General features: G+C 41.4%; 13 protein-coding genes. 3 read left to right on the forward strand and 10 right to left on the reverse strand.

Going from position 1 to position 13,446, the window contains the following annotated elements; genetic code table 11:
* Positions 1-19: 19 nt before the first annotated feature.
* Both LJ658_RS14280 and LJ658_RS14285 read right to left on the reverse strand, forming a co-directional pair.
* Positions 20-1,381, reverse strand: coding sequence for a TolC family protein (locus tag LJ658_RS14280; RefSeq protein WP_230547199.1), 1,362 nt, complete (start codon positions 1,379-1,381; stop codon positions 20-22).
* 88 nt (positions 1,382-1,469) lie between these two features.
* On the reverse strand, positions 1,470-2,081 hold the full coding sequence (locus LJ658_RS14285; RefSeq protein ID WP_230547200.1) for a TetR/AcrR family transcriptional regulator: 612 nt from the start codon (positions 2,079-2,081) through the stop codon (positions 1,470-1,472).
* A gap of 148 nt (positions 2,082-2,229) precedes the next feature.
* Here LJ658_RS14285 and purB point away from each other — a divergent pair, with 148 nt between their 5' ends.
* Complete coding sequence (gene purB, locus LJ658_RS14290; protein ID WP_230547201.1) at positions 2,230-3,573, forward strand: adenylosuccinate lyase; 1,344 nt, start codon at positions 2,230-2,232, stop codon at positions 3,571-3,573.
* A gap of 172 nt (positions 3,574-3,745) precedes the next feature.
* A complete protein-coding gene (locus tag LJ658_RS14295; RefSeq protein WP_230547202.1) occupies positions 3,746-4,297 on the forward strand; it encodes a NifU family protein in 552 nt (183 codons plus the stop codon).
* Between the two features lie 89 nt (positions 4,298-4,386).
* Here LJ658_RS14295 and LJ658_RS14300 read toward each other — a convergent pair whose 3' ends face one another.
* The 7 genes from LJ658_RS14300 to ppk1 all read right to left on the reverse strand — a co-directional run bounded on the left by LJ658_RS14300 (position 4,387) and on the right by ppk1 (position 11,889).
* The gene (locus tag LJ658_RS14300; RefSeq protein WP_230547203.1) at positions 4,387-5,178 is read right to left on the reverse strand and encodes an inositol monophosphatase family protein; all 792 of its coding nucleotides are present in this window, start codon (positions 5,176-5,178) and stop codon (positions 4,387-4,389) included.
* A complete protein-coding gene (locus LJ658_RS14305; protein ID WP_230547204.1) occupies positions 5,144-5,629 on the reverse strand; it encodes a GtrA family protein in 486 nt (161 codons plus the stop codon). Before LJ658_RS14305 ends, LJ658_RS14300 begins: the two co-directional genes overlap by 35 nt.
* On the reverse strand, positions 5,622-6,794 hold the full coding sequence (locus LJ658_RS14310) for a prolipoprotein diacylglyceryl transferase (protein WP_230547205.1): 1,173 nt from the start codon (positions 6,792-6,794) through the stop codon (positions 5,622-5,624). Before LJ658_RS14310 ends, LJ658_RS14305 begins: the two co-directional genes overlap by 8 nt.
* A gap of 27 nt (positions 6,795-6,821) precedes the next feature.
* Positions 6,822-8,141 (reverse strand): tRNA (N(6)-L-threonylcarbamoyladenosine(37)-C(2))-methylthiotransferase MtaB, encoded by a 1,320-nt coding sequence (gene mtaB / locus LJ658_RS14315; RefSeq protein ID WP_230547206.1) that lies wholly within the window; start codon positions 8,139-8,141, stop codon positions 6,822-6,824.
* Between the two features lie 86 nt (positions 8,142-8,227).
* Positions 8,228-8,788 carry a UbiX family flavin prenyltransferase gene (locus tag LJ658_RS14320; RefSeq protein WP_230547207.1) on the reverse strand — a complete coding sequence of 187 codons (561 nt, stop codon included), beginning with the start codon at positions 8,786-8,788 and terminating at the stop codon, positions 8,228-8,230.
* A 157-nt stretch (positions 8,789-8,945) separates the two neighbouring features.
* Positions 8,946-9,839, reverse strand: a complete 894-nt coding sequence (locus tag LJ658_RS14325) for an ethanolamine ammonia-lyase reactivating factor EutA (RefSeq protein WP_230547208.1) — start codon at positions 9,837-9,839, stop codon at positions 8,946-8,948.
* A 1-nt stretch (position 9,840) separates the two neighbouring features.
* The gene (ppk1, locus tag LJ658_RS14330) at positions 9,841-11,889 is read right to left on the reverse strand and encodes a polyphosphate kinase 1 (RefSeq protein WP_230547460.1); all 2,049 of its coding nucleotides are present in this window, start codon (positions 11,887-11,889) and stop codon (positions 9,841-9,843) included.
* Between the two features lie 159 nt (positions 11,890-12,048).
* Between ppk1 and LJ658_RS14335 the strand changes: the two genes are divergently transcribed.
* Positions 12,049-12,540 carry a YajQ family cyclic di-GMP-binding protein gene (locus tag LJ658_RS14335; protein ID WP_230547209.1) on the forward strand — a complete coding sequence of 164 codons (492 nt, stop codon included), beginning with the start codon at positions 12,049-12,051 and terminating at the stop codon, positions 12,538-12,540.
* Positions 12,541-12,802: 262 nt separating this feature from the next.
* On the opposite strand, the gene LJ658_RS14340 is transcribed toward LJ658_RS14335, so the two are convergent.
* Positions 12,803-13,330 (reverse strand): thioredoxin family protein, encoded by a 528-nt coding sequence (locus tag LJ658_RS14340; protein WP_230547210.1) that lies wholly within the window; start codon positions 13,328-13,330, stop codon positions 12,803-12,805.
* Positions 13,331-13,446 lie beyond the last annotated feature (116 nt).

Below are 13,446 nucleotides of genomic sequence, written 5' to 3' on the forward strand. Positions count from 1 at the left end.
TTTTATGGTGATTTTAGTTTTAGTTAATGCGTGCATATGCTTTATCAAGATCTACCTTGCTTATTAAAGCATTGTAAAGCGCCTGTATATATTGGTTATCTGCGTTCTCAAGTTCGGTTTGTGCCTGTGTAACTTCAATACTTGAACCTACCCCCTGCTGATACTTGATTTTTGATACCCGTAAAACCTCCTGCGCCAGCTCGCGGCTGCGTTTTTGGTTGTTAAGCGATTGCAGGCTGTTGGTAAATGTAATTTGTGCTGCGTTGGCTTGTAGTTTGAACCCGTTAGTTGCGTTATGCAAATCGTTTTGTGCCTTATAAACGCTGATCTGTGATTGCTTTAACTGATTAATTTTTTGGCCACCACTAAATATGGGTATGTTAATATTTAAACCTATGAAGCTGGTTGGATAAGCGTGGTTGTATAAAAACTTAGCGTGATTTTCTTGAAACACTTCAGAAAAACCGCCATTTAAACTAACAGATGGCAAAAATTCAGCCTTTTTGCTTTGAACGTCCAGCTGGTTTAAAATAACATTAGTTTCTAAAAGCTTGTATTCTATCCTGTTATGATAAAAACTCGTATCCACTGCATTTTGCAATGTTTGGTCAATGTTGACATCAGCCAGTTTATCTGTTAAGGTCAGGTCCTGCTCAATCGGCATACCCATCTGGAACTTTAGCATCTGGTAGTTTAAGGTCAACGCACGTTGTACATTATCGCGGTTAGTTACCAGGTTGTTATATTGAACCGATAAACGGTCAACGTCAATCTTCTCGACAAAGCCTTGCTTATTTTGTTGTGTAGTTTGGTCAAGCGTTTGTTTTAGCTGCGCGATGTTGGCATCCAACAACGTAATTTGCTCGTTGCTTACCAGGGCCTGGTAGTAAGCTTTGGTTACGTTAACATTAGTTTCAATTTTTGAGCGTACCAGGCTGCGTTGCGACAATTCTCTGAAAGTTTTTACTGCTTTCAATCCGACAAGAAATGTTCCGCTAAACAAAAGCTGGCTGGCATTAAGCGCATAAGTATTATTATACTTTAAAGCACCAAACGGAAGCGCAACCAATGGCGCATTGAAGTCAGGAGTACCTGCAAAGATACCTGCCGGAGCTAACGAGGTTGGCGTTTTCAAAAAATCCTGAAAGGTAATTGAGCCGTTAACCTGCGGTAACCCGGTAGCAATAGTTTCTTTTACCTTATAATCAGCACTTCTAACATCCAGATCGGCATTTTTTACCGAGTCCTGATGTTCATATGCATATTTTATACAATCGGCCAGGCTAAAGCTTACCGGCGTATTGGGTGGCGGTGCCTGTTGCGCATAGCTGCTTAATGCTATGGTGCAAATTAAGGACGCTGTTAAAAAAATATATTTCATTGTATTGTTGTGTTGTTTAGTTGTATTATTTATTAATTATCTTCAAAATAACATCGCCCGGTTGACAACCCTATGTCAGCAGTCAATTTTATTCGTTAGCTATATTTTTATATTCATTTAATAGTTTATATCCTTTAAGCGTACAAATACCAAAGTTAAAATGCTCTAAAAGCTGGTACTGTACTTTCCAGGTGCTAAACTCGGCTATCGGGAAGATGTTGGGATTAAACCCCATCTCTACCTGGTTTACCCGCATCCGCGCCATAATTTTTACATCAATATCCGGACGTATATAGCCCTGTTTAATCCCTTTGGTTAATAATTCTTCTAAAGTGCGTACAATAACATCGGCCTTAAAGCTTTGAAACTGCTGCCAGGCATCCGGATGATACTTTTGCAGATCGTGAATTACTATCGGGTTGATGCGTGAAAAAATATCCTCAGAACATTTCATCATATTGATCATCTCTTCGATCACATTGCCCGACTGGTTGATGATGGCGCACATCTGATCTTCGTCCTGCTGCAGCTTTTTCTTTACCAAAGCTATCACCAACTCGTTTTTATCTTTAAAGAACTGGTAGATGGTTTTTTTTGACATGCCTAAGTGTTTGGCTATATCATCCATCGTTACGCTTTTGATGCCTGCTGTTAAAAACAGGTCCTCGCCGCCTTGTATTATTCTATCTATTTGACCCATTGACTTGATTGGTCAAAACTAAGGAAACATTTTTAGATTTCAAAGTTTCCATTAAAAAATGTTTTCCACATCTGTTTAGCCAACAGGCCAATTCCCCACTACATCTTAATAATGCCGAATTTGTTACCTTTGCACAAAATCAAAAAAAATGACACTTACACCTCTATCTGCAATATCACCCATTGATGGCCGTTACCGAAAAACTACTGCCGGGCTTGGCGCTTATTTTTCTGAATATGCCCTGATCAAATACCGGGTGTTTGTTGAGATCGAATACTTTATAGCTTTATACCAGCATCCGTTGCCACAATTACAGGATTTTGATGAAAATCTGGTAGAAAAGTTACGGAATATTTATAAAAATTTCAATGAAGCTGATGCGCAAAGCATCAAAGACATTGAAAAAATAACCAATCACGATGTTAAAGCGGTTGAGTATTTTATTAAACAGAAGTTTGACGGGTTAAACCTGCATGATTTTAAAGAATTTATCCACTTTGGCTTAACCTCGCAGGACATTAATAATACTGCCATACCTTATACTTTTAAATTAGCCTTAGATGAGGTTTATTATCCGGTCATTGATGAGCTGATTAGCTTATTAAAAAAATATGCCGGCGACTGGGATAAAGTACCCATGCTGGCGCATACACACGGACAAGCGGCGTCTCCTACCCGCCTGGGTAAAGAAATACAGGTTTTTGTTGAACGCCTTGAAAATCAGCTTGTATTATTGAAGCAGGTGCCAACCTCGGCTAAATTTGGCGGCGCTACAGGTAACTTTAATGCACATAAGGTAGCTTATGGCAACATTGACTGGAAAGCGTTCGGCAATAATTTTGTAAACAATATTTTAGGACTCAGCCGCTCGCAATACACCACGCAAATTGAACATTATGACAATTTTGCCGCCCAATGCGATGCGTTAAAACGGATCAACAATATCCTGATAGATCTGGACCGCGATATGTGGGCCTACATCTCAATGAATTATTTTAAACAGCAAATTAAAGCCGGCGAAGTTGGTTCGTCAGCCATGCCGCATAAAGTTAACCCGATAGATTTTGAGAACTCTGAAGGTAACCTGGGTATTGCAAATGCTTTATTTGAGCACCTTGCTGCTAAATTGCCAATATCAAGACTGCAACGTGACCTAACCGACTCGACCGTTTTACGTAATATCGGCGTGCCGGTGGCGCATACGTTAATCGCGCTTAAATCAACCGTAAAAGGTTTGGGTAAATTATTATTAAACGAGCCAGCCATCAATGCGCACCTGGAAGCTAACTGGGCGGTTGTAGCGGAAGCCATCCAAACTATTTTAAGGCGCGAAGGCTATCCTAACCCGTATGAAGCGCTAAAAGAGCTTACCCGCACCAATACACAGGTTAACGCACAAACTATTTCCGAGTTTGTAGATACGTTACAGGTTGATGACAGCGTAAAAGAAGAAATTAAAAAGATAACACCTGGCAATTATACAGGGATTTGATGTGCAGATATGCAAATGTGTGTATGTGCAATGATTAGTTAGTTAATTTTTCATCAGCACATTTACATATCTGCTTATTTGCACAACGTCACCAACAGGTCATAACTATTTTAGTATGATACATTAATCAAAAAGCTATTTAACTTTGTTAAGTAAATAAAAGAAGATCAAGATGAATATCAACGTATATACCGAATCAACGCCTAACCCGGCCACAATGAAGTTCATTGTGAACAAGTTGCTGATTAATGGCAGTGCCGATTTTGCCACTAAAGAAAGCGCAGAGAAATCACCCTTTGCTAAAGAGTTATATAAATTTTCGTTTGTAAACGGCGTTTTCTTTGCCAGTAATTTTGTTACGGTTACCAAAACCGAAGGCACAGACTGGGAAGATATTGAGGCAATACTGAAAGAGTTTGTAAAAGGAGCGGTTGAATCTGAATTGAAAGTTCAACTGGAAGAACAAGCCGAGACCGTTGACTTTGAAGGTACAGATACCGAAATCAAAATTCAGCAGATCTTAAATGATTATGTACGCCCGGCTGTTGAGCAGGATGGCGGCGCTATATCTTACCGTTCGTTTGAAGAAGGCGTGGTAACCGTTGAGTTGCGGGGCTCATGCAGTGGCTGCCCGTCATCAACTATCACCTTAAAAGCAGGTATCGAGAATTTGCTTAAACGTATGGTGCCCGAGGTTACTGAAGTAGTATCGGAAGCTTTGTAAAAAATTTAAAGATCAAAGCTTAGCAGCTTTATCAGAAAAGGATTATACAGCTAATGTATGATCCTTTTTTATGTTTATGCGCAGGACGGTCAGGCAAAATATCGTTGAACTACTGCCAGCATTTCCTCAGTTATTTTACCGTTGGTGGCCAATACCTCGCGGGTATTTAAAACTTCGTCGCCACCATTAAAATTAACTACCTGCCCTCCTGCCTGTTTTAATATTACTATCCCGGCAGCTACGTCCCAGGCGTTCAGGTTATATTCGTAAAACGCATCAAAACGTCCGGCGGCGGTGTAAACCAGGTCTACCGCTGCTGATCCCAACCTGCGCAAACCATGGCAGCTTTGCATCAGGTGCGTAAACAACTCAATATATTGAGCCTGTTTGGTAAAATCATAGTAAGGGAAACCGGTTGCAATTAAGCTATCGGCAATTGTCGGGGCGTTGCTCACCTTTATTATCGTACCGTTTAAATAAGCCGGCGAGCCTTTCCAGGCGTAAAAACACTCGTCCAGGTTAATTTCATAAACCACGCCTAGTATCAGCTCATTATATTCTTTTAAGGCGATACTAACCGAGTATGAAGGTACGCCATGTATAAAGTTGGTAGTGCCATCCAGCGGATCAATGATCCAGTTATATTGGTCGGCAATATTGTTTTTTGTTTTTTCTTCGGTTATGAAACCGGCTTCAGGCAGGATCTTTTCAAGCCCGGCTACAATAATGCCTTCGGCAGTTTTATCAACGTACGATACCAGGTCGTTTAAACCTTTGTATTCTATTTTATCAGCATTAAAGGTTTTTCTTTCCTGGCGAATAAAATCGCCTGCTTGTTTTGAAAGCTCAATTACCTGTTTTGCTATCTGGTCTGGCTGCATGATGTCTTAATGATAAACTAAATGAGAAAAATTTATGTACAAAAAAACTGGCGAAGAACAAGCTCAAAGCTGCCGCAACACGTGCGACAGGCGCATAAAGGTGTAATGACCGGATAAAGATATCCAGTAAAGTGAGGTTTGCAAAAAAACCAATTATGGCCACCGTTACAAAACGAAAGAACTGTTTTGCCGGTGAGGACACTGACTCGTTAAACACCAGGTACCGTGTAATTAAAAAATTAACCATCACCCCTAAAAAGAAAGAAATAGCCAGCGAAAGCGTATAATTATCAAACGTGAAAGAAAACACGCGATAAGTTGGCTGCTCCAGAAAATTATGATCTAAAAGATAAAAAACAAAAATATCAACCAGAAAACCTACACCCGCAGAAAATATAAACCTGGCTACCTGGTTTTTAAAAAGCTTTTGACCAAAGGTTGCGCTAGCCACGTTTAACCGTTGTTTTTTTCTGCCGGTTTAACCCGGTAACAATTAAAGCCAACCCGCCTATAACCAGCAATAAGGAAATCATTTCGGCCTGCGTAAACGATATCCCGCCTACATGGTAGCGAGTATTTACGCGTATCAGTTCTATTAAAAAACGCTCTATCCCATTTAATATCAGGTATACGCCGAACATAATACCCGGTATTTTAATACGGTCACGTATGGCCCATAAAAGCAGGAATAATAAAATGCAAACTACCGACTCATAAAACGAGGTAGGATATACTGGTAATTTTAATTCATTACAATATTTGCCTACGCAGTTGGGTATAATGTTTCCGGCATCTTCCATACCCACATTATGCGGAAATTTAAACGACCACATCCAATCAGGTGCCCAGCTTAAAAAGCCGGGTTTGGGTTTAAGATTAGGGATGCCCCAATCTCCATCGCCAGACATTTGGCAGCCTATGCGGCCAACGGCATAAGCCAGCATCATACCCGGCCCGCCTATATCCAACATATTTAAAGGCTTAATGCCATGTTTATTGGCAATATAAAGAACCGCCGCGCCACCGCAAATCAGTCCGCCATAAAATGTCAGCCCGCTAAAACCAATCAGCATCCCTACAGGGTCAGCCATAAACTCGTTCCAGTTTTCAAGCGCGTTAAATAACTTGGCACCAGCAAACCCGCAAATGGCGGCCCATAACAACAGGTTCCCCATCAATTCATACGGATGGACCTTTATAGTTTTAGTCTCTGGTTTGGGCAGGCGTTGCTTTTTATTTTCGGCATAGGCCCAGTAGCCAAACAGGGCTGCAAACACAATCCCTCCGGGGATATTACCGCTGGCAGATAAAAGAAATGCCTGCGGATCGTCGATCATGGCATGGTAGTTAAATACCATCGCTACCAATTTAAGCCCTAATACAAAACCAAAAAAGCAGTTAGCCAATAATTCAACCGGGGTGATAGCTTTACCTATTGTTATTGTTTTTTCGAACGTGCGGATATAGCCGAGTTTTTCTTTCCGTTTAAATTCCTGCACAAACGCCCAGTAAGCGGCCATAAAAGCCAATGCTACAAAAAAGCCAAAGGTTTGAATTGGTAACAGGATATCCCAACCGGTGAGATATTTTATAAGCGAACTAATGCTTGGAAACATAGGTAATAATTTGCTGCGAATATAGAGTTAATGTACTAATATTTCTTCGCTTTCGGTTATTTCAACATCACCATCAGTTGAAATTTTTGTTAAGCCTACTTTTTTTAACTCATTTACCAGCACCGGGTCAAATTTAGTTTTAACCTTAACATAGTTACGGGTAAAACCGTGCATATAGCCTTCTTTGATATCGCCTTCAAACAAAACCTCGCCGGTGCGGCCTAACTGGGTTTCGTAAAAAGCACGGCGTTTTTTGTCTGATAAGATATGCAGCATCTTGCTCCTGTCGGCGCGGGTTGAGCCGGGCACTGTCCCGTTCATTTCGGCAGCAAGGGTATTTTCACGTTCAGAATAGGTAAATACGTGCAGATATGATATATCGAGATCGTTTAAAAAGTTGTAGGTGTCTACAAAATCTTCACGTGTCTCGCCCGGGAAACCGACAATCACGTCGACCCCTATACAGCAATCGGGCATTAGCTGTTTAATGTTAGCTACTCTGTCAACATAAAGTTCGCGCTTATAACGACGGCGCATTAAACTTAAAATTTTATTGGAACCTGATTGCAGCGGAATATGAAAATGCGGCACAAAACGTTTTGAACCGGCCACAAATTCTATGATCTCATCAGTCAGTAAATTGGGCTCGATAGATGAGATCCGGATCCGGTCTATACCTTCCACTTCGTCCAGCGCCTTAACCAAATCAAAGAATTTAAACTCGCGTTTCCCGTCAATTATTCCAAAATCGCCCAGGTTAACGCCAGTTAACACAATCTCTTTAACGCCTGATGCCGCTATCTGTCTGGCCTGCTCAATTACACTGGCAATAGTATCGCTTCGGCTTGCACCGCGCGCCAGCGGTATAGTACAAAATGAGCAGGAGTAATCACAGCCGTCCTGCACCTTTAAAAACGTGCGGGTACGATCGCCGAAAGAATAAGCAGGCACAAACTCATTGGCCTGGGAAACCGGCTGATTATAAATCTGCGCTTTTGGCTTTTTGGTAAGATCTGTAATGTAATCAATGATCTGAAATTTCTCGGCAGCGCCCAAAACCATGTCCACGCCCTCAATTTCGGCTATCTCGATCGGTTTTAATTGCGCATAGCAACCTACAATGGTTACATAAGCGTTAGGCGATACCTTTAATGCTTCTTTTACAACCTTTTTGCATTTTTTATCTGCATTTTCAGTTACCGAGCAGGTATTAATAACGTAAACGTCGGGCGTATCCGTAAAATCAACCGTATCAAAACCGGCATTGCTAAAAAGGCGGCCCAGCGTTGATGTCTCTGAGTAGTTGAGTTTGCAACCCAGCGTATAAAAAGCAACTTTCTTGTTCATTATCAAGCCGCAAAGATAAGATTTTTAAAGATTAGTTAAATACCTGCTGAATATTAGTACCAGTTGCCACTATGTTAACTTAATTACTATTCAGACCAGCGGTAGCTGTCGTTCTCTAATCCTATTAAATCGACAACCCGGTTTACTACGGTCATTGCCACTTCTTCTACTGTTTGGGGCTTACTGTAATATGACGGTACTGCCGGGCAGATGATCCCGCCTGCCTCTGTAACGGCTGCCATATTGCGGATATGGATCAAATTTAAAGGCATATCACGGGCAACCAATATTAGTTTTCGGCGCTCTTTCAATATCACATCGGCGGCGCGGGTAATTAAATCGTCAGATATGCCACCCGCTATGCGGCCCAGGGCACCCATGGAGCACGGCACAATCACCATGGTATCAAACTTCGCCGAGCCGGAGGCAAACGGTGCCATAAAATCTGTTTTAGCATAAAATTTATAGGGCAGGTTATTATAGTCTTCGTTATCCAGTTCAAATTGCCATACCTGTTTTGCATTGTCAGACATCACAATTGCAATTTCCTGAACTTGACTATCTAAGTGCTGTAAACGATCCAGCAATAATTTAGCATATATGGAGCCGCTGGCGCCGGTAACAGCAATTACAATTTTTTTCTTCATGATTATTGGTTAACAAACCAAAGGGATTAAAGTTGCGGGTACAAAAAAGGGTCGAATAACAAGTACCCGACCCTACATCTACCTATGAAAAACATGCCCTTTGAGAGGGCAATACAAATATAATAACACTTTTTAAATTATTAAACAATTATTGAAATTATTTTAATGCACTTTTCACATAATTTTCATCTATCAGGGTTTGTATAATACCGTCAACCATGCCCACACTTGGTACATAGATATTTTTTATACCTGCCCACTTCATTACAGACAGGTAAATTTCGCAGGCGGGTATGATAACGTCTGCCCTGTCCTGGTTTAAACCCAGCACATTAATACGATCTTTTAACGAAAACGAATCCAAATAATCATAGAGCGATTTTAGTTTGGAAAAGCTCATCGGTGCGTTGTTTTTCTCTTCGGATAACTTATACAACTTGTTAATATTACCGCCGGTGCCAATGCCTAGTACCCCTTTAAAATGGCGGGTATGTTCGCGGATAAAGTCGCGCATGGCGTTCCAGGTCTCTTCGGTGTCCTGGTTATCCAGGATCCTGATCGTTCCGATATTAAATGATTTTGACGCAATCAGCTCTCCGGATGAAAATAATGAAAGCTCTGTACTGCCGCCCCCCACATCAATATACAGGTAGGTTTTATTTTTATCGATGTTTTGCTCGGCATGGCTGGCATAAATGATCTTAGCTTCAACCTGGCCATGTACAATTTCCAGCTTGATATCCGCTTCTTCTTTTATCTGTTTTACCACCTCTGCCCCATTTTTGGCTTCGCGCATGGCGGAGGTAGCGCAGGCCATATACTCGCCGACTTTATATACATCCATCAGGTTACGGAAAGCCTGCATGGTTTTAACCAGGTCGGCAGCTTTTTTATCCGAAATATGCTGATTTAAAAACGCGTCGTCGCCTAAGCGCAGCGGCACGCGGATAAGTGTGTTTTTTTTGAACGATACTGTCCCGTCGTTCTCTTTAATATCCGCAATAAGTAGCCTTACCGCGTTTGATCCTATATCTATAGCTGCGTATCTCAATTTATTGTATGTTGCTCTTTAAATAATTATATATATCTATCTGCGCGCGCACCGGCAGGTCTGATTTTGTTTTGTGGTATTTATTGGAGTTTTGGCTATTGATCTCGCGCGATTTGGTATTATCGCTTAACTGGATATTAATGATATCCCGCACCTCCTTTTTTATCCGTTTATCATATATCGGGAAACCAACCTCAACCCGGCTGTCAATATTACGCGACATAAAATCAGCAGATGTTAAATAGATCAGCTCATCGCCGCCATTACAATAGATATGTACCCGCGCATGTTCCAGGTATTTATCAATGATGCTTATAACTTCAATATTTTCACTGTAACCCTTTACGCCCGGCACCAGGCAGCACATGCCCCGTACAATTAACTGTATTTTAACACCTGCATTACTGGCCTGGTATAATTTGATGATCAGCTGCTCATCAGCCAGGCTGTTCATTTTCAATATCATGTAAGCCGGCTTTTTGGCTTTAACATTCCTGATTTCTGTATCAATCAGCTTATAAATTGCCGGCCTTGAATCAATAGGTGATACAATGAGGTGTTTTAAATCTTTAGGTAATGCCCCTTTGTTAATGGCTTTAAATACGTTTACCAGATCGGCGGTGATTTTCTTATTGGCGGTAAGCAAAGTATGGTCTGCATATATACGGGCCGTTTTTTCGTTATAGTTGCCGGTAGACAGGCAGGCATAATAGGCTAACTTATCTTTTTCGGTGCGGCTAACCAGGCATATCTTTGAGTGTACTTTATACCCATCAATGCCGTATATTACGTTAACCCCCTCCTCCTCTAAACGGCGGCTCCAGGTTATGTTATTCTGCTCATCAAAACGGGCCCTGAGCTCAACCAGGCAATTAACCTTTTTGCCATTTTTAGCCGCGTTAATCAACGCGTGCATAATGCGCGAGTTTTCTGCCAGGCGATATACCGCTATGCTGATCTCTTTTACCTTTGGGTCAATAGCTGCTTCCCGTAAAAAGTGAATCACATAGTCGTAAGTTTGGTATGGAGTGCTTATCAGGTGGTCTTCTTTGGCTATAATAGCCATTAAGCTTTTATCAAAACCAAGCTCATCAACGGGTAATGCAGGGTACTTTACATACTCAAGCTCAGGCCTGCCCACGTTTGGAAACGATATAAAGTTTTTAAAGTTATGATAGCGGTTGCCCGGTATCAGGCTCTCGCCGTGTAGCCCCATCCTGCTTACCACGTATTTTAACATATCCATCGGCATTTCAGAATCATAAAGTAAACGCATCGGCTTACCCTTTTTTCGTTTCTGTAAACTTTTTGATAAGGAATCAATGAACTTTCCGCTAACTTCTTTATCTAAATCAAGCTCGGCATCACGGGTGAGCTGGATAGAATAGGCTTCGATGCTGTCGTGCTCAAAAATGAAAAATATGTCTTCCAGGCAATACCTTATAATGTCATCCAGCAGGATAATAAATTTAAGATTATTGGTCTCGGGCAGTACGATAAACCGCGAAAGGTTATCGGGGATCTCAATTAAGGCGTAAGTAACCTTTTTCTCATGGCTCAGCTTTACAAAGAAGTAAATGGCACGGTCGCGCAGCTCCGGTAATACGGTAGTGTTATCCAGCATAATGGGCACCAGCGTAGCCAGCAGCTTTTCGCGGAAGTGATTTTTAACAAAGGTACCGCGGGCAACGTTTAACTGCTTGTCGTTTAGCAGGAAGATCTTCTCTTCGGCAAGCTGTTTGACGATAATATTTTCATAAAGATCATTAAACTTACGCTCTTGCTTTACCACCAGGTTTTTGATCTGGTTAAGTATCTTTTTGGGATTGTAGCCTAAGATCTCCTTTGCCTTATCATTCAGGTTAGATAAACGGCTTAGGGTGGCTACCCTCACCCGGTAAAACTCATCAAGATTTGAAGAAAATATGGCTAAAAACTTAATCCTCTCAATTAATGGCACTGTGGGGTCGGCAGCTTCCTGCAAAACGCGCTCGTTAAAGTATAGCCAGCTTATTTCTCTGTTAATTAATGGTACCCGTTTAATATCCATATTCTGAACGCCTTGCAGCATTATTGCAAAGCTGCTTATTTATTTGTTAAGTTAATATTAATAGATTACTAATATCTCCCCGTTTAACATAAAAGTTAACTATTTGATTTTATAACCTTATAAATACTAATTTTGTAAGAAATTATAAACACTTTACCTATGCCAACATTTGATATAGTAAGCAAGATAGACGGCCAGACCCTGGATAACGTTATCAATATCGCGAAAAAAGAGATTTTGAACCGTTATGATTTTAACGACTCAAAAAGCACCATAGAACTTGAGAAGAAAACCAACGTGGTAACCATAGTTACCGAGAATGACATGCGCGTTAAAGCCATACAGGATGCCATTATCAGCCGGATGGTGAAGCAGGGGCTTGACCCCAAAGCAATGGATTTTGGTAAGGAGATAGCCGCATCAGGCAACATGATCCGCAAGGAGATCAAGATCAAGCAGGGGCTTGACCAGGACGCTGCTAAAAAGATCGTCAAGAAAATTAAGGATAGCGGACTAAAGGTACAGGCCAGCATTATGGACGACCAGGTGCGGGTGCAGGCCAAGAAGATAGACGACCTGCAGGCCGTGATAGCCCTATGCCGTAAAGAGGATTTTGATCAGCCGTTGCAGTACATCAACATGCGCGACTAACCGCTGTTAAGCGAGGTGATCCACATTAAAATATGGATCACCCGGATCACCGTTCTGGGTTAACTCGTTGTAAACAAATGGATTAACTTTTTGAGCGGATCACTTTGGATCAGTCTTATTCGTCAGGATCATTAAACTCAATATTTAGTTAAATAACTGATAATCAAATAATTGCAAAATAGCCGTTTTGGGCCATTTTTTGATGGATGGATCAGTAGATATGGATCATACCTAAGATTCTTAGGTATAGTGAACTGCCAACTTATCTACCTTTATAAGTTTCAGGATCAATTGCTGCAGGCGACCAATTATGAAAAAACTCCATCACCTTAGCTTTGCTATGTCCCCGGCCCTCTTCCAGGTAAGCCGAATTTTGGGTATGTAACCTTTTACCCTTATCGTCAAGCACCACAAATACCGGGAAACCGAAACGCTGCGGGTAACCCAGATCAGCCAGCACCTGCTCATTTTTATTTTCGGGACTGTAATTTACATGCACCACAACGTAATTTTCGCGCAGGTATTTATCAAGTTCGGCGTCTTTTTTTACCAGGTCATTAAAATATAAACACCATATGCACCAGTTGCCGCCAATTTGCAGGAATACATTTTTATGGCTCGCGGCTGCCTGTTTTACCGCCGCTGCAATCTCTGCCTTTGCATCAGCAGCGGGATTGTACACCCTGGAGGTATCTGTAGGGTTAACAGCTTTAGCCGGTACCGCCGTGGTTTGCGCCTTTGCCCCAAGGCCTAAAATAATAAGGGATATAATGAGCAGTAATTTTTTCATAGCCGGGATGTTTAAAATTTAAAGGTAGTAATTGCCGCGATTATTCGGAAAGAGCCGGACCCATGATGGAAAATATTGACAATTAACACACATTACTAAAAAGAAAAGGACCGCCC

The organism is Mucilaginibacter sp. UR6-11 (genome assembly GCF_020880695.1).
Lineage (GTDB): Bacteria > Bacteroidota > Bacteroidia > Sphingobacteriales > Sphingobacteriaceae > Mucilaginibacter.

Bases quoted from the DNA above. Each gene is read 5' to 3' on its own strand.
- LJ658_RS14340 (WP_230547210.1), bottom strand. From the start codon at position 13,330: ATGAAAAAATTACTGCTCATTATATCCCTTATTATTTTAGGCCTTGGG.
- LJ658_RS14335 (WP_230547209.1), top strand. From the start codon at position 12,049: ATGCCAACATTTGATATAGTAAGCAAGATAGACGGCCAGACCCTGGAT.
- purB (WP_230547201.1), top strand. From the start codon at position 2,230: ATGACACTTACACCTCTATCTGCAATATCACCCATTGATGGCCGTTAC.
- mtaB (WP_230547206.1), bottom strand. From the start codon at position 8,141: ATGAACAAGAAAGTTGCTTTTTATACGCTGGGTTGCAAACTCAACTAC.
- ppk1 (WP_230547460.1), bottom strand. From the start codon at position 11,889: ATGGATATTAAACGGGTACCATTAATTAACAGAGAAATAAGCTGGCTA.
- LJ658_RS14285 (WP_230547200.1), bottom strand. From the start codon at position 2,081: ATGGGTCAAATAGATAGAATAATACAAGGCGGCGAGGACCTGTTTTTA.
- LJ658_RS14295 (WP_230547202.1), top strand. From the start codon at position 3,746: ATGAATATCAACGTATATACCGAATCAACGCCTAACCCGGCCACAATG.
- LJ658_RS14280 (WP_230547199.1), bottom strand. From the start codon at position 1,381: ATGAAATATATTTTTTTAACAGCGTCCTTAATTTGCACCATAGCATTA.
- LJ658_RS14300 (WP_230547203.1), bottom strand. From the start codon at position 5,178: ATGCAGCCAGACCAGATAGCAAAACAGGTAATTGAGCTTTCAAAACAA.
- LJ658_RS14310 (WP_230547205.1), bottom strand. From the start codon at position 6,794: ATGTTTCCAAGCATTAGTTCGCTTATAAAATATCTCACCGGTTGGGAT.
- LJ658_RS14320 (WP_230547207.1), bottom strand. From the start codon at position 8,788: ATGAAGAAAAAAATTGTAATTGCTGTTACCGGCGCCAGCGGCTCCATA.